General features: G+C 38.6%; 16 protein-coding genes. 8 read left to right on the top strand and 8 right to left on the bottom strand.

Annotated elements, in window-relative coordinates; all coding sequences use genetic code 11:
* Window positions 1-327 precede the first annotated feature (327 nt).
* From L1272_RS18970 to L1272_RS18995, 6 genes are all read left to right on the top strand, one after another.
* On the top strand, window positions 328-993 hold the full coding sequence (locus tag L1272_RS18970; protein ID WP_235374081.1) for a hypothetical protein: 666 nt from the start codon (window positions 328-330) through the stop codon (window positions 991-993).
* A 205-nt stretch (window positions 994-1,198) separates the two neighbouring features.
* The gene (locus L1272_RS18975) at window positions 1,199-1,399 is read left to right on the top strand and encodes a hypothetical protein (RefSeq protein WP_235374082.1); all 201 of its coding nucleotides are present in this window, start codon (window positions 1,199-1,201) and stop codon (window positions 1,397-1,399) included.
* 57 nt (window positions 1,400-1,456) lie between these two features.
* Entirely contained in the window at window positions 1,457-1,597 is a 141-nt protein-coding gene (locus L1272_RS18980; RefSeq protein WP_175082102.1) for an alpha-amylase, read from the top strand.
* 881 nt (window positions 1,598-2,478) lie between these two features.
* On the top strand, window positions 2,479-3,801 hold the full coding sequence (locus L1272_RS18985) for a hypothetical protein (protein ID WP_235374083.1): 1,323 nt from the start codon (window positions 2,479-2,481) through the stop codon (window positions 3,799-3,801).
* A gap of 53 nt (window positions 3,802-3,854) precedes the next feature.
* On the top strand, window positions 3,855-4,571 hold the full coding sequence (locus tag L1272_RS18990) for a DUF5677 domain-containing protein (RefSeq protein WP_235374084.1): 717 nt from the start codon (window positions 3,855-3,857) through the stop codon (window positions 4,569-4,571).
* A 145-nt stretch (window positions 4,572-4,716) separates the two neighbouring features.
* Window positions 4,717-6,489 (top strand): AAA family ATPase, encoded by a 1,773-nt coding sequence (locus tag L1272_RS18995; RefSeq protein ID WP_235374085.1) that lies wholly within the window; start codon window positions 4,717-4,719, stop codon window positions 6,487-6,489.
* Window positions 6,490-6,714: 225 nt separating this feature from the next.
* On the opposite strand, the gene L1272_RS19000 is transcribed toward L1272_RS18995, so the two are convergent.
* The 4 genes from L1272_RS19000 to L1272_RS19015 form a co-directional block, all read right to left on the bottom strand.
* Window positions 6,715-7,746 carry a replication initiation factor domain-containing protein gene (locus L1272_RS19000; protein WP_235374086.1) on the bottom strand — a complete coding sequence of 344 codons (1,032 nt, stop codon included), beginning with the start codon at window positions 7,744-7,746 and terminating at the stop codon, window positions 6,715-6,717.
* Window positions 7,736-7,936, bottom strand: coding sequence for a helix-turn-helix transcriptional regulator (locus L1272_RS19005; RefSeq protein WP_175082105.1), 201 nt, complete (start codon window positions 7,934-7,936; stop codon window positions 7,736-7,738). Before L1272_RS19005 ends, L1272_RS19000 begins: the two co-directional genes overlap by 11 nt.
* A 93-nt stretch (window positions 7,937-8,029) precedes the next feature.
* Window positions 8,030-8,809, bottom strand: coding sequence for a hypothetical protein (locus L1272_RS19010; protein WP_235374087.1), 780 nt, complete (start codon window positions 8,807-8,809; stop codon window positions 8,030-8,032).
* Window positions 8,810-9,169: 360 nt separating this feature from the next.
* Window positions 9,170-9,886, bottom strand: a complete 717-nt coding sequence (locus tag L1272_RS19015) for an enoyl-CoA hydratase/isomerase family protein (RefSeq protein ID WP_199528685.1) — start codon at window positions 9,884-9,886, stop codon at window positions 9,170-9,172.
* A 205-nt stretch (window positions 9,887-10,091) separates the two neighbouring features.
* Here L1272_RS19015 and L1272_RS19020 point away from each other — a divergent pair, with 205 nt between their 5' ends.
* Window positions 10,092-10,865 carry a sulfite exporter TauE/SafE family protein gene (locus L1272_RS19020; protein WP_235374088.1) on the top strand — a complete coding sequence of 258 codons (774 nt, stop codon included), beginning with the start codon at window positions 10,092-10,094 and terminating at the stop codon, window positions 10,863-10,865.
* On the opposite strand, the gene L1272_RS19025 is transcribed toward L1272_RS19020, so the two are convergent.
* The 3 genes from L1272_RS19025 to L1272_RS19035 all read right to left on the bottom strand — a co-directional run bounded on the left by L1272_RS19025 (window position 10,855) and on the right by L1272_RS19035 (window position 14,042).
* The gene (locus tag L1272_RS19025) at window positions 10,855-12,333 is read right to left on the bottom strand and encodes a methyl-accepting chemotaxis protein (RefSeq protein WP_235374089.1); all 1,479 of its coding nucleotides are present in this window, start codon (window positions 12,331-12,333) and stop codon (window positions 10,855-10,857) included. The genes L1272_RS19020 and L1272_RS19025 overlap by 11 nt on opposite strands.
* Window positions 12,334-12,340: 7 nt before the next feature.
* Window positions 12,341-13,177, bottom strand: a complete 837-nt coding sequence (locus L1272_RS19030) for a substrate-binding periplasmic protein (protein ID WP_235374090.1) — start codon at window positions 13,175-13,177, stop codon at window positions 12,341-12,343.
* A 229-nt stretch (window positions 13,178-13,406) separates the two neighbouring features.
* A complete protein-coding gene (locus L1272_RS19035; protein ID WP_138601604.1) occupies window positions 13,407-14,042 on the bottom strand; it encodes an SDR family oxidoreductase in 636 nt (211 codons plus the stop codon).
* Window positions 14,043-14,184: 142 nt separating this feature from the next.
* Between L1272_RS19035 and L1272_RS19040 the strand changes: the two genes are divergently transcribed.
* Window positions 14,185-15,642: an OmpA family protein gene (locus tag L1272_RS19040; protein WP_138617076.1), complete on the top strand. Its 1,458-nt coding sequence runs from the start codon at window positions 14,185-14,187 to the stop codon at window positions 15,640-15,642.
* A 22-nt stretch (window positions 15,643-15,664) separates the two neighbouring features.
* Here the strand turns inward: L1272_RS19040 and mnmC are convergent, their stop codons facing one another.
* Window positions 15,665-17,713, bottom strand: a complete 2,049-nt coding sequence (gene mnmC, locus L1272_RS19045) for a bifunctional tRNA (5-methylaminomethyl-2-thiouridine)(34)-methyltransferase MnmD/FAD-dependent 5-carboxymethylaminomethyl-2-thiouridine(34) oxidoreductase MnmC (protein ID WP_235374091.1) — start codon at window positions 17,711-17,713, stop codon at window positions 15,665-15,667.
* Window positions 17,714-17,782 lie beyond the last annotated feature (69 nt).

Genomic DNA, 17,782 nt, shown 5'->3' on the forward strand with positions numbered 1-17,782 from the left:
TAACGAGGGCTTGATTATAGTGAGACCAGTTTGTGATTTTGCTCATTGTTGTTGCACAGGCTAGTAGGATATAGATGATCTGATCACAGGCTGGCAAGATAGTTCAAACTTTTAGGAAACAACGCCTGTCTGAAGCTATGAGGGCGGGTTATTGTATAGGTGTTTTACAGCAATTTATTAAGACTCCACCCAAATGTAAAAACAAGTATAGCAATTATAGAACTCTTAATTGGTTCGATTTAGCACAAATAATAGTTGGTTTATCATTGAGTGCTGAGCAATTAGAGCAAGTTAAAGCAAGTAGCTTGCTAAAAGAAGCTTTTTGCAATGGCTAGTGGTTTAACTATCCCCGATGCAATTCGTCATTTATTTGGAATTGAAGTTGCCAAAGAAAGTACATACTTAAAAGATAAAGCTAATTCTTTAGTACGAAATAAGCTTGTCAAAGTTAATACTGAGAAAGTTGTTCAAAGATCTAAGCAATATCTAGCTGAAGGGCAGTTAGATGTTTTGTTTAATGCGTTACTACTGAATGCTATTTTTACCGATCCTAAAGACGTAAAAAAGATTTTCGAAGACAGGCTCTTTAGAGCTGAATCAGTAAAAACGGTTAAACTGCTTTTTACTGAAAATAATTCTTTAATGGGAGTTGCTCTTAGTAATCAAAACGCAGTTAAATTTATTGATGACTTGGCAAGTGAGATGGATCTTTACTCTAATAGGCTTCCAAATCCCTTTGCTACTCTTCCACAACTTGCGTTAGGTAAAAACCTGAGTTTACTTCATGCTCTGCTTACCCAATCCGCACTTATTAGCCCTACAGATAACTTACTATTGGCTTATTTAAATAATGATATGGATAAGGCATTAGCGTTATCAAACCAAATTAAGGCCAATAATAGTAACGTTAAACAACTCATTGAACATATACATGCCCAGCACAAAGAGGCTGAGGAATTTGATGATTTGTTAAATTATTTTCAAAAAATGTGATTATTTTAAAATAATGCTTTTTAGTGCATTGCACTAGGTGAATCTATGTTTGTCAGCAACAAATGGAGATTTACATGACAAACATTAAAGAGTTCACTATTAGCTGTAACATGACTGAAAGCTACAATTTTAGTTGTGGGACTAGTGATGCTAAGAAACAGTGTTATACGTTAATAAACAAAGTTACTCTTTTAAGGCTTTGTATATGAAAAAGTATAGCAGTGACAAAGATATAAATATGCTAGTGCGCGCTTTGTTGAAGAAAAAAGGGTGGTCTATTAGGCAAGGCAAGCATCCAAAGCTAATAACACCTTCGGGTTTGAAATTAACTGTACCAAGCACTCCAAGTGATTTTAGAGCGTTTAGAAATTTTAAAAATGATATTCGACGATTGAAGGAGCTTTAGCAATCGCTGAAGTTCCTAAAATCGAATTTTCTTTTTTAACCTTTAAAGGAGACTCTTATGTCTAACAATAATCACAAAGCTAATCAAAATAACGGTAATAAAGGTACTTCAGGTAATAATCCTGCGTATCAAAAAGCCCAGGATAATCGGGCTAATCAATTAAACCCTAACAACCCAAATTACCAAGGTAAAAAATAAATTTACAGTGAGAAGTTTAAGCGTAGTTTAACTGCGCTTTTTTTCTATTTAAAGAAACTGGATCATGCCAAGCCTATTTTTACTGTTTTCACTTAAAACTAAGTATGACGACAAGGTTATGACAATTTCTTTTAATGTCGCACATATGTCATATGTTCCACGGAAGTGGTTGGTTTTAAGTTGTTGTTTTATATGCTTTTAAAGTTTGATGGGCGAGGTTTTTAATATTTTTAGATATTTAAAATAGTTATGTAAAACCTCTCAATTGATGACGTCAAGATAGGTTTTTGTCGCACTTTTGCTGCTTTTTAATTGAACACTTTTGGCTAAATTCAGTAAATTTAGAAAATGTCTTTACCTATTATTTTCTCAAATAGCAGCCAAGTCCTTTAAATACACACTATTGGTAAGTCATGAGATTTCTTCTGGTCTATCGAGAATCTAGCAAAATAGAAGGCTATATTTTTTGTCAAATTTGTAAAGATTTAAGCTTATTTTGAAAGATTTTAAAGTCGAGAACGTAGTATGTTATTTATATAGAAATCTCATCAGTCACATTTTTGTGTAGGGTGGTGTGCCTTAATGAAGTTTCCTCAAATCTACCGGCTTTTATAAAAGCAATAATTATAATTGCTTATCTGACCAAACTTAGGTGTAATGAATACATAATAAGCACTGAGCAATGCAGGGAAAGCTGAGATACGTCAATTTAATTGGGTTGATATCGCTTAGGCCAAAAAAACAAATCCCCATAGCATAAACAACACCAACTCTGACACATCGAGCAGGTAGCGGCTCAGTCCAACAAGCGATTATGCAACACAAGATGCGTGTCGCATAAATACTAAAATGTTAACTGCCCTTCAGACAATGGAGTATGAATGAACGATATCGTTGTTAGGGAAGACGTAAATCTTCCTGCATTACCAAATACAGTTTTACCTGCTATTGCTGAGCTAACAGCTGCCCTTGGCATACCAAGAAATGTATTAGCGAGCCAAGAAGAGATTGAGTATGCATGGAGAGATTTGCCTAGAGAATTACGAGAGATACCCGCAGATTTAAGAGGCGAGCTTGTCGCTCGTATGTGTGTTGCTGTTAGTACAGGGCTGTTCGACGGAGCAATGAATTATATTTGGAACGCTGCCATTTTGCAGTTACGGCAAAAAATCAGGAATTTCGGATTAGCAGTTGTTGCACAGATTCAACAAAGTGACTTTGAAGAAAAAAACCTTGTTGAATTGCAAGATAGCAGGCTTCTAGATCTTTGTTTAAAGCTTAATATTGTTAATGAGGATGGCTTTTTCTTTTTAGATCAGTGTCGTGATGTTAGGAATAACTTCTCAGCTGCCCACCCAACTATGGGCACCGTGAATGATCGTGAATTTACGACGTTTTTAAACAGATGTGTTCGCTATGCTTTGGCTGATTCTGCATCACCAAGAGGTGTAGACATTGGTGCATTTATATCTGCGGTGAAAGGTCCTCGGTTCAATGATCACCAATGTCAAATCTGGATTCAAAGGTTAACTGAAACACACGATGCACAAAGACAAATGCTTGTTAATATGGTTCATGGTGTCTATTGCGACCCTGCGACTGCTGAACCAGCAAGGTTAAATGCTTTAGACATTTGTAGTGGGTTAAGTGAAAACTTTACTGCGTCTATAAAATCAGATTTAATTAATAGTCATTCAGAATATGTAGCTAAAGGTATAGAAGATAAACATACTGCTTCGCTTCAATTTTTTGAAAAGCTTGGCTTACTAGGTTTATTAAACGAATCAGAACAACATGTGGTTTTCTCACGGGCAATTGATCGTCTTTGGAATGTTCATAATGGAATGAATAACTTCTATAACGAGCCTCCGTTTGCTGAAAGGTTATTAGAGGTTTCTCAACAAGGTGCTATCCCTGAAACAATTCAGGACCATTTTGTACAAACCGTAGTGTCTTGTCGCATAGGTAATGGTTACGGTGTTTCAAACGCAGCAGAGCATTATTACAATGAAATAATCCAAGGATTCTCTCCACGGGAAGTTGCTACACTAATTAGGTCTGCAACGAATCGGAATTCGACTATAGGTCGTCGGGTAACTAATAATGGTAGTTGTCGGAGAAACCTGAAAGCAGTTCTTGAACTTATCGATTCGGCATCAATTCCAAGTGGTGTAAAAGCTGATTATGACCGTTTAGTTCGGTAGTTTGGGCAGTTAACGAGCGCCTCAACAAAGTACGTTAAATGTAAAGGTCAGTTATGCAAGATGTTTTAAAGGAAACAATTAAGTTTTCAAATGAAAAGGCGGTTTTGTTCCAGTTCAATTCTAAGAGTAAATTGGCAGCCTATAGTATGGGGATTTATTGCACATTAATAGAGCTATCAGATTCATTTCACACTCTCGTTGATAGTCAAAATTATACAGGCTCATTGTCAATTTATAGGTCATTTATAGAGAATTATGTCGATTTAAGAAATCTGCAATTAAATCCTCATTATGTATATCAATTGGATTATGGTAGCTATCTACAGGAGCAGCGGTTATTGAAGGCAGCGCTAAATGATAACCCTTATTTGACTTCAATTTCCCAATACGCTGATGAGAAGCTCCCCTCAATTTCTGTTGAAATCGACAAGCTGAAGGAAAATGAAGACTACAAACTCTGTTACACGATAAAAGACAAGTTTAGCCGAGCGAATATGGAAGCTGAATATGAAGGGTTATATCCGACATTAAGTGCGGAGTCGCACTGTAGTTTAGATGCAATCTTCTCTCGACACTTTAATATCAACCCAATAACAGGCTGTGTGGATATTTCAATCAATGATAAATGTAACAGCGAGGAGTATCACTTCTATATCGTTAACCTGACCAATTACTTGATTACCGCAGGTATAGTGGTAGCCAATATAATGGAAGGGCAGCAATTGGATGTATATATCAGTAAAAAAGAGCAACTATTAAATATACTGTGAATTCTGCATTTAACAATCGGCTTAAGAGCGGTTCGCAACGCGTGGCATTTCTAGTATGCGTTGGTTTTAGTGATTAAGGTGGCCTGCGGCTTAGGTATTGAGTTGCTCCCCTATAAAATGGCGTTTGATTTACAAGGATAATTTTGTGCTACTAAAAGGTTTTGGTTTTTCTGGTTACCGAAGTATTGGTGATGAAATGGTCAGGATTGGGCCGCTTAAAAAAGTAAATTTGATCATTGGGCAGAACAACGTTGGAAAGTCTAACATTGTAAATTTCTTAAATGATCAATATGCCTATTTTGTCGAAAAAGCAAAGAATCAACAATACTTTGGGCGAAATCAGCAAGAGAATCCTTTTAAAGATATTGATCAGCACATATCAAATGCAAGAGCTCAGCATCGCATATCATTCCCATTGTTTGAGGAGGATATTGATAGCTACATTAATCAGAAATTGCCTAATGAAAGACAAAACGCGTTTCTTCGGCAGCTCGCAAGAAGGGTTCTATGTTCAGAGTGCTTTATGCTTGATGGAGCGATTTGGTTTACATATAAAGCTGGAAGCCCTAATGGCACGTTCGAGTTGGAAATTAATGCTGATGATGTTTTTCAAGAGCTTAATGAAAGAGAGTGGCAGCAGTTATGGAGTGGACTAACACAAAAGAGAGGTGGGGGACTAAGGCAGCATTGGTTGCCAGAGTCACTTAAAGCTCTTGCCTACTTACCCGATTCGATACCTAACGTAGAAGTAATACCTGCGATCAGGAAAATTGGTGGAGCTGGAAGTGAAGCTAATGACTATAGTGGCGAAGGGATAATTGAGAGAATTGCCAAAATTCAAAATCCGCCTCTTGCCCAGCAAAAACTAAAAGAAAAGTTTGTTGCTATTAATGGTTTTATAAAAGAAGTCCTTGAAAATGATACAGCAGAAATTGAAATTCCATATGAAAGGAATATGGTACTCATCCATATGGATGGCAAAACACTCCCACTAGAGTCACTAGGTACTGGTGTTCATGAGGTGGTGATTCTGGCAGCTGCAGCAACATTGTTAGAAGAAACAATTCTTTGTGTAGAAGAACCAGAACTCCATTTACACCCTATTTTGCAGCGAAAGTTACTCAAATACTTGTCAGAAAAAACAGAAAATCAGTATTTCTTTACAACACACTCCGCCCATTTATTAGATGCTGTTGAATCTGAAATATTCCATGTAACACAAGTTGATGGTGTTTCTTGTGTAGAAGCTATTTCGAGCACTAAGCAACGCTCAAATATCTGTAATGATCTTGGTTATAAGGCTTCAGATATATTGCAAGCAAATTGTGTTATCTGGGTAGAGGGGCCATCTGACCGAATATATCTAAACTATTGGCTTGAGGCTCATTCGCCAGATTTAGTTGAGGGTGTTCATTACTCTATTATGTTTTATGGCGGGAGATTGTTCAGCCACTTAACAGCCCTTGATCAAGATATCGAAAATGAAGCTGTTGAAGATTTAATCTCTGTAAGAAAGCTAAATAGAAACACAGTGATAATGTTTGATAGTGATAAAGATAGGCCACGCGCACGCATCAATGCTACAAAACAAAGGTTAAAAGATGAGTTTAATTCAGGTCCAGGATTTGCTTGGGTAACTAAGGGGCGAGAAGTAGAAAATTACTTAGACTTCAATAAAGTTGAAGAAAGTGTTAAAGCTGTTCATCCATCTGCTAGTAACCTAGTAAATAAGGGCGAGTGGGAAAACCTTCTTAAATATAAAAAGATACGGAGCATAGAAGAAAGAACTGCAAGCAAAGTCAAGGTTGCCCGTCACTATGTCGAATGCAATTCTGCTGACTTAAATATTTCAGATTTAAGAGAACGTATGGACCAATTGGTGGGATTTATAAATAGTGCAAATGGCTACGAAATCTAACAAGTTGCTACACGCGGATAAATTACTCTAAAACTTTCTGTCCAATAAGTTAGGCGGAAAGCACTCTTCTATGGCTTCTTCGCTTGTAAAAGTTAATTGGGATAGCTTTCAGGGCTTTAATAAAGTTTGAGCATGAGCATAGTCGCGATTCGGGTGTCAGTCAGGTTTGATTAGAGCATGAAATCAAACCTGACTGCTTTAGCGTAGCTTACCACTACCTATTAGTTAGTTAAACATTATACTAAGGGGCAAACTCGGTTGAAATCTTTTTGCTGGTCTCATCGTTTTTTGTATTATCTCTTTTTCTGTCAACGTCTGTTTTGCAAACAATAGGGTAGGGCCATACTGTTTACTTAGATTTTCTAGACCCCTATCCCTAACTGCATTACATCGCGTCTTTATCTCTCTTGCTATAGATCTTGCTTCAACGCCTTTAAGCATACATCGATAAACCTTTGGGTATGCATTTAAAAAATAACTATCAGGGCATGTGAGAACATCACTTGGGATAATTATATTCTTGTTACCCCTTAGTCTCAGTTCATGTCTTGTCCATGATTGATACTCTGGTGCATTTTTTGGCAACTGTAATTGTTTGCCCTTCTCGTATATGACCATCTGTTTGCTGGCATTTTTTGAGCCAATATAGATAGTTCGGCCAGTTGACGAGCTGATGTTTTCTCTGGTTGGTTTTGGCCCAGAGGAAGGGGAAAAGCCACCAGAAGAATACTTTTTTTGTATAAAGCGGATATTGTAACGGCTTGAGAAGTCATCTAAAGCTATATCAACTCGTTTAATTTCAAAGCGGTTTCTTTCCATCAATTCTAAAAGCGGAAAGAAATAGCATTGACTAATATTAATCAATTCACACGCATAGCCTGTGAGTTCAACAATTATGAATTGCTTATCAGCATTCCATTTTATAGCCCCGCAATAGTGTATTTTTACATCAGTACTTTCTAGTAGGATGCCGTTATCAAAGTACTTTCTATTAAATTTATCTTTAGACACCTTAATTCTGAGGGTAGTTAACCATTGTTTGATTAAATAGATAGTTGACTCGAATTGTGCATCACTAGTTGTAAATAGTTTTAGAGTTAAATAATCAATTCGAGTTTTGAAATTATTATCTTCTAGAAAAGGACTATCTGTACTTTTTAACGGCATTAACTTCTCGTTGTGTAACTTGCTGTTTTTTAATTCATTACTACTATGTGTTGTCTCACGTAATGGCTTAGTTATGATCTTAGGCTGCATTAATACGTTCCTCCATCCAGTTTTGAATGTCAGAAAGTCTCCATGCAACGGTTCGTGTATTCAGCTTTATACGTTTTGGAAATTTGTCTTCTTGCTCCATTTCATAACGAGTTGTTCTAGAGAGCCCAGTTAAGTGTTTACATTCTGCTTCACGCACAAAGCGATCAATTTGTGAATTGGTAGTATTCATTACGGATACCTTCCTATTATCATGGGCGATCGATATTGTTCGCCCTTGTCTGAGATGTATTTAACTGGAAATTTAAGAGTCTGAGAATCGTACCTAGCAGCTAGGCTCAGACTTTTTCATCTGCTGAGAATAATAGAAGTCTTTCACTGCTTGTGAGGTTTTGGGTTTCCATTTGTTATTTTTAATGAAGTATGAATAGTTAGAAATCCATTTTAAAATAGCTTCAGATTCTTCTGAAAACTCTGGTACTACGCCTCTTAGATCGGCTCTTGATTTAATGAAATTGTTAACCTTATTTTTAATTATTTTCGCTATGTGGCTGCGGCTTAAAGTGCTTGTGCTGTAATTTGATACATATTCATTCAAGGCGTTATTAACAATACTTTGATTCTTTTCAGCTTTAATCCGACCACCACTACGACCGTTTTTACGAGCTTGGTCTTTTATAGCTTCTTCTTTTTGTACTTCTTCTCGAAGCTTTTCAATTTTAACTGTTAGTAAAGGTTTTATTTCTTGTTTTAATTGTCTAAATAAAATTTCATTCGCGATATCATTTAGTCCTAGGTTTGTGAGCACCTGAGGCAACATGTAGTAAAAATCAGAGTCCTCTAAGTCTTCGATTTTTTCTTTATTTGCTTCAGTCATTCTATTTGACTCTTCGACAATACGTTTTAATTCATCACTATTAGGTAGAGTTGTTTTTGGAATTAATAGATTCTCAAAGTATCTATTTCTCATCCATTTAAGAAAATCTTTTTGTTCTTCTTCTAAAATTTTAAGAGCTTTCTTTTCAGAGCCGGTAATTTGAATCTGTTCTGAAATAAAATTGTTGGTTATTTCATGCGCTTTAGTTGTTATTTCGTTTTGATGCATTTTGCCCTCACGTATTAATTTTAAAACTGAGGCATCCCTGCTATATTAAGTACTCATCGTACAATTTCGAACTTATCAGACAAAATACGATGCTGAAAGCATTAAAAAAGGGAAAATTTCAAAATTTTTTCATCCCTGTTTTTGAGCAAAGTTGAACCCGGGGTTCAGAGATGGTTTGAGGCCCATGGTGTGGCCCATGGGTTATTTAGGATTTTAAATTTTCATTTTAAATCAGATGGTTGATTGTTTGGTTTGACTCACCCCAGCTCCACCAAATATGAAAAAGGCTGCTCTCAGAGCGGCCTTTTTTATTGCCAAAACTTTTTCTAAAACTCGCCGAAATAAGTCCAGAATCTATAATCAAACAACCAACTGAACGGCATCAATAATCGGTTTGTTTTCGATATCTATGGTGTCGATGATGTGTTTGTGTAGGCGCTTTTTGTGCTCGGCGAAAATCGCGCGTTTTTTATCGAACTGGCTGGCAAATTCGAGGGCGGTATTAAATAAAGCTTCGTTGTCTGGGCAAGCTTGTTCAATAACATGATCCGTGGCAAGTTCGCCTGCGGTAACGCGGCGGCCTGTTAACATCATCTCGTTAAAGCGATAGTCTGGAATGGCTTTTTTAATGAAGGCGAGCATGCCCGGTAAAAACGGGATTGATAAATCCACTTCTGGGAAGCAGAAAAAACCACGATCGCTTTGCATAAATCTAAAATCACAAGCGCACGATAAAATTGCACCATTACCAAAAGCGTGGCCATTTATCGCTGCGATTACTGGCATTGGGAAGAGTAATAGGCGTTTAAATACCGCATCCATTGAGTGCATAAAGCCACTTACTTCTGCAAATTTTTGTGTTTTTAATGCCGGCATTAGCCAATCGGTATCTATGCCCAAACTCCATGATTTTTCGCTGCTTGAAGTGATCACGAGTGCTTTGTGTTCAGGATTACGTTCGATTTCGTCAAGGCAAGTTAAAAAAGCCTCTGCAAAAGCAGGATTATGGCGATTTTCAGCTGTTGTCATAGTTAAGATAGCAACAGATCCTTGTGTACTTACATTCATCAGTGTCATGCTGTGCCTTCAATTTTATTGTGTTGTGGGCATAGTTATATACCATCGGTTTAACAAAATAAACCACAAGTCTGACCAGTTGTGAATTTAGGGGCACTTCTCTTTTAGTTTATATGGTCTTTTAGTCGAAACTATTTTCCAATATATCGCTAATAGTGGTGAGTCATGATAGCGTTAGCTCAAACACACTATTTAAAGCGTAACAATGGATTTGATCAGTTGGCAGTTTTTGGGTGGCGATATATTAACTCCGATCAGCACAATAATGCTCATTGTGGTTGCGGGCTTTACTTCAATGATTTCAGCAGCTTTTGGTGCGGGTGGCGGATTAATGCTGCTAGTGATCATGGCATCCATGCTTCCTATGAGTGTGGTTATTCCTGTCCATGGGTTAGTGCAGTTAGGCTCTAATGCAAACCGCTTTTTGTTCACGTTTAAACATATTGATAGTGCTATGTTTGTGTACTTCTCTTTAGGGGGAGTCATAGGTGCGCTGGTTGCCTCAACGATTGTCACATCAATTCCCCTTGAATTAATGAAAATAGTGGTTGCTGCCTTTGTGCTTTATTTACTGTGGGGTGTGACGCCAAAGCTCAGAGAAACCTCAAAGTTATGGCGTGTTCTCGCAGGGCTTTGGACCACGTTTATCTCGATGTTTGTAGGGGCAAGTGGGCCTTTAGTTGGCAGCTGCTTATACGTAAATAATTATAATAAGCTTAAATTTACCGCCACTTTCTCAAGCTGCATGACAGTACAACATACCTTAAAAGCGATTTTATATGGGGCTGTGGGGTTTGCATTTTGGCAGTGGTTGCCGCTGGTTATGTTCATGATATTGAGCGGTGCTTTAGGTACTTGGCTTGGCCTTAAGTTATTGCACCGCATTTCGTCAGATAAATTTAAAAAAATTTTTCGTTTAGTGTTATCGGTGCTTTCCCTGCAACTTGCGTGGCAGGGGATCATGGCTTTTAGTATTTAAACAAACCCAATTTAGCAACGATGCCGCGTTCCAATTCATTGAGCTGGCCTATAGTGTTATCAAGGTGCTGAGCTTCTTGCGATAGACTCTTAGCGCCTTGGTTAATAAGCTGCATAGTATTTAAGATATCAGCGGTGACACTGGTTTGCTCTTCAGAACTTGCCGCCACGCTTTCGTTCATTTGATTAATGGTATTGATTTGTTGAGCAATATCTTTAAACACCGCTTGGCTTTTTTGATTCGCTTGGCTTACTTTATCGCTCAGTGACTTACTTTGCTCCGTTGCGGTTACACAATCAGAGGTATTATTGTGTAGCGATACAATAATCGACTCAATCTCAGACGTTGAATCATAGGTTTTACTAGCAAGCGCTCTTACTTCATCGGCGACCACGGTAAAGCCTCGACCAGATTCACCAGCACGAGCCGCTTCAATAGCAGCATTTAGAGCCAGCAAATTGGTTTGCTCGGCAATGCTTTTTATAACATCGAGCACTTGGCTAATTTCATTGCTGCTGGCGTTTAATTGTTTAACTACATTTGAAGTGTGGTCTAGTTGTGCAGTTAACTCATCAACAATATTGCCATTGGCATTCATGTTTTGTTCGCCTTGTTGGCATAAGCGATGTACATCGGTTGTTTGCTGCGCGGTTTGGTTGGCTCCTTGCGCAATTTCTTTGGTTGCTTCACTTAACTGACTAAGCGCATTGGTTGCTGAATCAGTGCGGTTGTATCCAAGTTCGGCCTCATTTTTTGAGCGAACAGATGCTTCGTTTACTGTGCTGGCAATCATTTCAAGTTCGCTGGCAGTGCTGCCTAACTCAGTAATTATTTCTTGTACTTGCGCTATAAATCGGTTGAAGCCATTAACCAAGTAACCAATTTCATCATTAGATTGATAGCTAATACGTTTTGTAAGGTCGCCTTCACCTTTGACAATTTCATCAACAAGGCTGTTTACGCTATCGATTGGTTTTATCACTAAAAGCCGCACGATATAAATAATCACGGTACCTAGGGTGATAAATGAGACCAGCAGGGTAATAAACATAGTGCGTGTCGAATTAGCAATGGTGCTATGCAGCGCTTGTTGTGAATAACCAATTTTAATGTGGCCAATTAAATTATCTAAATAGTGCAAATCAATAGTTTTGCTAACCGATGCGCTGTTACTTTGTTTGATGATTGAGGCAAGAAGCTTATTACGATGGTCTGTCACTGAAATGCTATGTATATGTTTGTTTTGCGAAAAGGCTTTAATAATCTGATTGATTAACGGCTCATCATAAGAGAATACCGGCTCAGCTAAAATAACCTGCAGTTGCTCATTAAGGGCTGTGATGTCGTCTTGCCATTGTTGTGTTTGACTCGACTTTGCGAGCAGATAGTTTGCGCTGATCACGAAGATCACGCTTAAGAAAAGGCACAAAGACAGTGCCAAGGTCATTTTATATTTTAGTGATTTCATTATGCGCTCATTGAAATGGGTTAAACCACAAAGGGCTATTTTTATTTGGTGTGTTCGACGATAACGTTGGGTTTTCAAGCTCAATGACGCGACGCGAGCTCAAGTTGGCTTTTGATAAAACAGTTTGTACTTGGCTGTCTGCCAAAAACATCGCGTTAAAAGTGCCATCATCGATCATCTCGTTAAGGGCATCGCTTAGTTGTTGGTGTAGTGTAAGGTTGTTTTTATTGACGAAAAAGTAAAGAGGTGCGGTGTACTTTATGATCAAGTGCGGTTCAACAATGAGGTCAAGCTCCGAATGATTGGCAATTTCATCCCAAGGTTCATTTACACCACGTGGGAAATAATCAAAGCGCTCACCCTCAAGCATTGGGAATAAGTTAGGGTATTTTAATGTGGTAACAACGGGCAGTTGGTTCGCTTTTAATATTTTCGTATCTGGCCAGGTTTTACCTTGCCCTGCGGTGTAGCGCTTTAAATCTTGCAAGCTAGTTACCGAGCTAAACAGCTCGCGATTTTGTGCTTTCACTAATGCTACTCGCATGCCAAGTAAGCCACGAAACAAAGGAATATAAACGGCTTGGTAATTTTCCTCTAATTGTCTTGAAGTCATGCTCCAGATAACGTCAAGCTGCTTATTTTGTAGGTCGTTTAACATTCGAGCATCGGTAATATCTTTAAAGTTATTATATGGATGCGAGTGGCTTAAACCCGCTCGCTCAATTGCTTGGGTTAACAATTTATAGGGTAAAGAAGTGTTACTACTATTACTTTGTATCTTAACTTCTTGAGAATAACTTACAGAAGCAAAGGCCAGACATAGAATAATGAGGGTGTAATGCATTGGACACCATTGTTGTATTTTTGTAAATAATATATTAATTCCATATGGCGTTTAATGTCATTACTGCTTTATCATTAAATAGGGCACAGCAATGCTTATTTGTAAGCTAATTTAAAATAAAAATAATTAGAGCATTGAAATATAAAGTTTTTATTCATTGCGACTTACAAAAAATTAATTTTTTGGGTGGGTATTTAAGGAGGGAGCTGGATAAAGTTTATAGTTTAAATTAGGCATCCAGTAAGTCATAGATTGACTTATCACCATTAAACAATTCAAACACTTGTGGTTTTTTCGGTGTATGTTCAGCAAGGTATAGCAGGGTATTTGCTACATCTTCACGGTTGATAACCGCATCTTGGCGCGTTGCAGGGCGCGTGGTGGTTAATCGCCCCGTTGCTGCATCATCTAATAGCGTGCCGGGTCTGACTATACTGTAATTTAATTCGCTATTGATTAAATGTTGGTCAGCCATGTGCTTTGCAACTAAATACGGTTTTATACTGCTTTCAATGTTGTCTGGGGCATCAGCACCGATTGAGCTCACCATAATAAAGTGCTTAACCTTGGCATCTACCGCATAATTAATCGCTTTAACTGCGGCCCATAAATCTATCAGTAAGGTTTTATCAGCACCCGTAGCGCCGCCGGATCCCGCGCTAAAAATTACTTGTTCAACACCCTCGAAGGCACGACTAAAATCGTTTTCGAGGTCTTGCTCTACAATCGTTAAATTATTACTTTCAAGCGCAGTCAGTTTGCTTTTGTCTCTAACCAGAGCCACTACGTCATGGCCACTTGCCAGCATTTTTTCGGTGGTCATTTTACCTATTTGGCCCGTTGCGCCAATGATTAAGGTCTTCATATCAAACTCCTTCTAATTGCTGTGTAACTAAAGACCTTGGGGTGTGGATTTATTTTTAAAGGGGTACAAGCAAACTTTGAATAAAAAAGTATTATTTGGCATAGTATTGAATTAGGTACAAACTCAATTAAAAGGACTTAAAGTGAAAATATATTTTAATCTTTTGGTGGTGATAACATTAGCATTTTGCAATGCGGTATCTGCTAATCAATGGCTATCGCCTTACCCAAATAGTGATGTTGAAAAATCGGTTAAACTCAGTGGCGAACAGACAAAATTAATGAGCCAGTTTGATGGCAGTAAAAAGTCAGCAGAGCGATTTAGTTACACAGACTTTATTGGCGATGTTAACCACACTTTGTACGAAATAAACAATGTTGCCACTCTCAAAGTATTTGAAAACTATAAACACGCTCTACTCACAGATGGCTTTAATATTGTTTATTCTTGTCAGCTAGATGCTTGCGGTGACAGCAGTGATTTTGCAGAGGAAGTCGGTTACTTTCAGCTCTATAATTATCATCGTAAGCCTTATTATCTGCTTGCCACTAAAGGTGAAAAGCCTGAATTTGCAGTGTCGTTATTTGTTGGCCAGTACAACAGTAAAACGCGTGTTATGAGTAGCTCAATTGCGATTAAGGAGCTTGAAACAGGTCTAATACAAGCCAATACAGCTGCTTTTGCAAAACAGCAATCAAATCCAGTTACCAAAGCACCTAAAGACGATATTAGAGGCTCAAGCGATCATCCATTACTTAGCCGTTATCCTGGTAGTTTTATTGAAGACTACGAGCAAATTGATTACGAAGAATTTTCATTACCAACAGGAATATTTAACCGTAAGAACAAAGCGCTACCTGTTGAAGATGTGACTGGTGATATTACTCGTATTACTTATGAAATTAGAAAAGTATCAACCCTTAAGGTTTTTCATAACTATGTGTCTGCCTTAACAAAAGAAGGCTTTGAAACGGTTTTTAGTTGCGAACGTCAAGCATGTGGTGACGACCGTAAGGCAATACAAGCACTTGGTGATCACTTGTCGGTAAAACAAGTTTATAACTATTATCGTCAGCCGCGTTATCAGTTAATGAAAAGCACCACAGAAAATCAAACAACCTATGTCGCATTCTTTGTTGGCAATTACCAAGGCACTACGCGAGTGCAACTTGTTATAATTCGAACAGAGCCTTTACAAGGCGATTTAGTTAAAACCAATCCGGATCAGGTGTTAAAGCAACTAGAGCAAAAAGGTAAAGCAGCCATTTATGGCATTTACTTTGATCATGATAAATCAGACATTAAACCTGAGTCAGCCGAGTCATTAAAAGTGATTGCGGATGTTTTAAATAAAAATAACAGCTTAAACTTGTACGTTGTTGGTCATACTGATGATAAAGGTAGCCCAGAATATAATTTAGGGTTGTCATCTAAACGAGCTAAAGCAGTTGTTAAAGCGCTCGTGAGTCAATACGGCATTAAAGAGTCGCGCTTAATTGGTTATGGTGTAGGCCCTTATGCGCCAGCTGCCAATAATAAAAATGATTTGGGTCGTCAGTTAAACCGGCGCGTAGAGCTAGTTGAGCGATTAAGTAATTAATCAAAAGGGGCTTTTTAGCCCCTTAAATTTTATTACGAATTAGGTCACGAACAATAAAGCGGGCGGGGTGAATAGCTTGACTCACGCGTTCACTAAATGGTCTTGGTTCATTGTTTAAACAAGCAATTAAATGTTCAGCACAAAGGGGGGCACTGCACAGGCCTCTTGCACCAAAGCCTGTGAGTACATGCAAGCCTTGCTGAGGTTTTGTTAACGTTTGGTACTGATAACGCTTGCCCAAGCGAAGATTAGCAAACGCGCTTACATAATCACTTTGTTCAGCCCATTCACCAGCCATAGGTAGATGGTCAATGAAGGTACACCTTACAGCTGCTTTCGCGGCTGTTATCTCACCTAAGGTCGTTGCAAACTCGCTGTCTGTGTAAAAACTTAACAGTTGTTCGCGATTGATGTGGTTGTCTTGCTCTTTAACTTCACGGCTTTTTGAGTTTTTTTCAAAGGTCGCGCCCATGCAATGATGGCCCTGATATTCAGGAGTAAAATAGCCCTTATGGCAAAGCACAGTCTTTAAGCGTTTTGACTGCTCGCTTGCTTGCACATGCGAGACTTGGCCGCGCACACCAACAACAGGTAGAGCTTGAGTTTGGCTAAACTGGTCACTATGTTCACCTGCACAATTAATCACATCGCTAAATGGCCCGAATGTTTGTTCTTTGCTGTGTAGTAACCAGCCGTCAGCGGTTTTTTCGAGTTTTTCAATATGGCAATTAAAGTGACTGTCCATTTTATTATTGGTAGTGGCAGTTAACGAATTTGCCGCATTAAAGAGTGCTGTAACCAGGGCTGGTGGATTTACCCAGCCGCCTTTTGCAAAGAATACGCCTGAGTAGCCCGTTTCTACACCGGCAATTTCGTCGCCTTCTTCAGCGCTTACATTACGTATTAATTCAGCTGGCCAAAGTTCTTTATCGGCAAGGTTTTGATGTTTATCAGCTAGACCTTGTTTAACCGCGTGCTGTAATACACCACACCACTTATGAGGGTAGTCAAAACCATCATTAAGTAATTGTTGGTAAAGACGCATCGCATATAAAAAACTATGAGCAAACATTTCACTGTGCGGTGAGTTCTTCGCTTGCAAATGCGGATAAACAGCCCCTTGTACATTGTGAGAAGCGCCCATGGCAAGTGCTTCATCTTGGCAAAAAAGCGTGGCTTTTAGGCCTCTTTTTGCTAGTGAATACAGTACACTGCTACTGGCAATACCACCCCCAATAACAGCCACATTACTCAGTTCACTTTGCTGATGTGCAAAATACGCTGGCCCTGACTGTTGCTCATTAGGCTCAGTGAGCTCGCCAATTAGCATTTCGCGTTTTTTACCATAGCCTTTTGCTTTACTCATGCTAAAGCCAGCTTCGATGAGTCCTCTTCTGACAAAGCCTGCGGCAGTGAAAGTGGCGAGTGTGGCATTTGATCTTGAGATAGCACGCATCTTGTTGAACAAACTCTGTTGCCACATATCTGGGTTTTTACTTGGTGCAAAGCCATCTAAATACCAAGCATCAACAATTCCTTCGCTTGGGTAGCTCATGGCGTCAATGCTGTCTTGCACGTCACCAAAGTAAAGGTCGAGTATTAGTTTTCCGCCTGCAAATTCAAGGCGATGACAGCCGGCTAAATTAATTGGGTATTGAGCAATTAGTTGCTCACTATACTTGCTTAAACTAGGCCAAGCTTTGAGTGCTTGAGCAAGGTCATCACGCTTAATAGGAAATTTTTCAAAAGAGATAAAGTGCAAGCGGGTAACACTTTTTTTACCACTATGGTCGGGTAGATTTTGAACTTCTTGCTCTGCATGCTGCCTATCAAGGTGAGCAGCAAAGTGCTGCCATGTATTTAAAAAGTTAAGCCCCGTACCAAAGCCTGTTTCAGCAATTGCAAAGTGGTTACGGTCATGATTTTGTAATCGTTGCGGGATATGGTTTTGTTGATAAAACACATAATGTGATTCGGCTAAGCCATCGTCATTAGAGAAATAAACATCGTCAAACTGATCGGCGACAGGGGTACCAAGGTGATTAAAATGAATATGTGCGTTTTTGATCATGGTTTAACTAATTAACTACAAACTTTTTTCATTATTTTACGTGTTTTCTTTGAAATAGTCTGGCGTTAT

Origin of the sequence: Pseudoalteromonas sp. PAST1, assembly GCF_021532515.1 — a bacterium.
In the GTDB taxonomy this organism is placed as follows: domain Bacteria; phylum Pseudomonadota; class Gammaproteobacteria; order Enterobacterales; family Alteromonadaceae; genus Pseudoalteromonas; species Pseudoalteromonas simplex.

What these genes read in the sequence shown, in the direction of transcription:
- L1272_RS19030 (WP_235374090.1), bottom strand. Translation starts at nt 13,177, where the DNA reads ATGCATTACACCCTCATTATTCTATGTCTGGCCTTTGCTTCTGTAAGT.
- L1272_RS19020 (WP_235374088.1), top strand. Translation starts at nt 10,092, where the DNA reads ATGGATTTGATCAGTTGGCAGTTTTTGGGTGGCGATATATTAACTCCG.
- L1272_RS18980 (WP_175082102.1), top strand. Translation starts at nt 1,457, where the DNA reads ATGTCTAACAATAATCACAAAGCTAATCAAAATAACGGTAATAAAGGT.
- L1272_RS18985 (WP_235374083.1), top strand. Translation starts at nt 2,479, where the DNA reads ATGAACGATATCGTTGTTAGGGAAGACGTAAATCTTCCTGCATTACCA.
- L1272_RS18975 (WP_235374082.1), top strand. Translation starts at nt 1,199, where the DNA reads ATGAAAAAGTATAGCAGTGACAAAGATATAAATATGCTAGTGCGCGCT.
- L1272_RS19005 (WP_175082105.1), bottom strand. Translation starts at nt 7,936, where the DNA reads ATGAATACTACCAATTCACAAATTGATCGCTTTGTGCGTGAAGCAGAA.
- L1272_RS19035 (WP_138601604.1), bottom strand. Translation starts at nt 14,042, where the DNA reads ATGAAGACCTTAATCATTGGCGCAACGGGCCAAATAGGTAAAATGACC.
- L1272_RS19000 (WP_235374086.1), bottom strand. Translation starts at nt 7,746, where the DNA reads ATGCAGCCTAAGATCATAACTAAGCCATTACGTGAGACAACACATAGT.
- L1272_RS19015 (WP_199528685.1), bottom strand. Translation starts at nt 9,886, where the DNA reads ATGACACTGATGAATGTAAGTACACAAGGATCTGTTGCTATCTTAACT.
- mnmC (WP_235374091.1), bottom strand. Translation starts at nt 17,713, where the DNA reads ATGATCAAAAACGCACATATTCATTTTAATCACCTTGGTACCCCTGTC.
- L1272_RS19025 (WP_235374089.1), bottom strand. Translation starts at nt 12,333, where the DNA reads ATGAAATCACTAAAATATAAAATGACCTTGGCACTGTCTTTGTGCCTT.
- L1272_RS19010 (WP_235374087.1), bottom strand. Translation starts at nt 8,809, where the DNA reads ATGCATCAAAACGAAATAACAACTAAAGCGCATGAAATAACCAACAAT.
- L1272_RS18990 (WP_235374084.1), top strand. Translation starts at nt 3,855, where the DNA reads ATGCAAGATGTTTTAAAGGAAACAATTAAGTTTTCAAATGAAAAGGCG.
- L1272_RS18970 (WP_235374081.1), top strand. Translation starts at nt 328, where the DNA reads ATGGCTAGTGGTTTAACTATCCCCGATGCAATTCGTCATTTATTTGGA.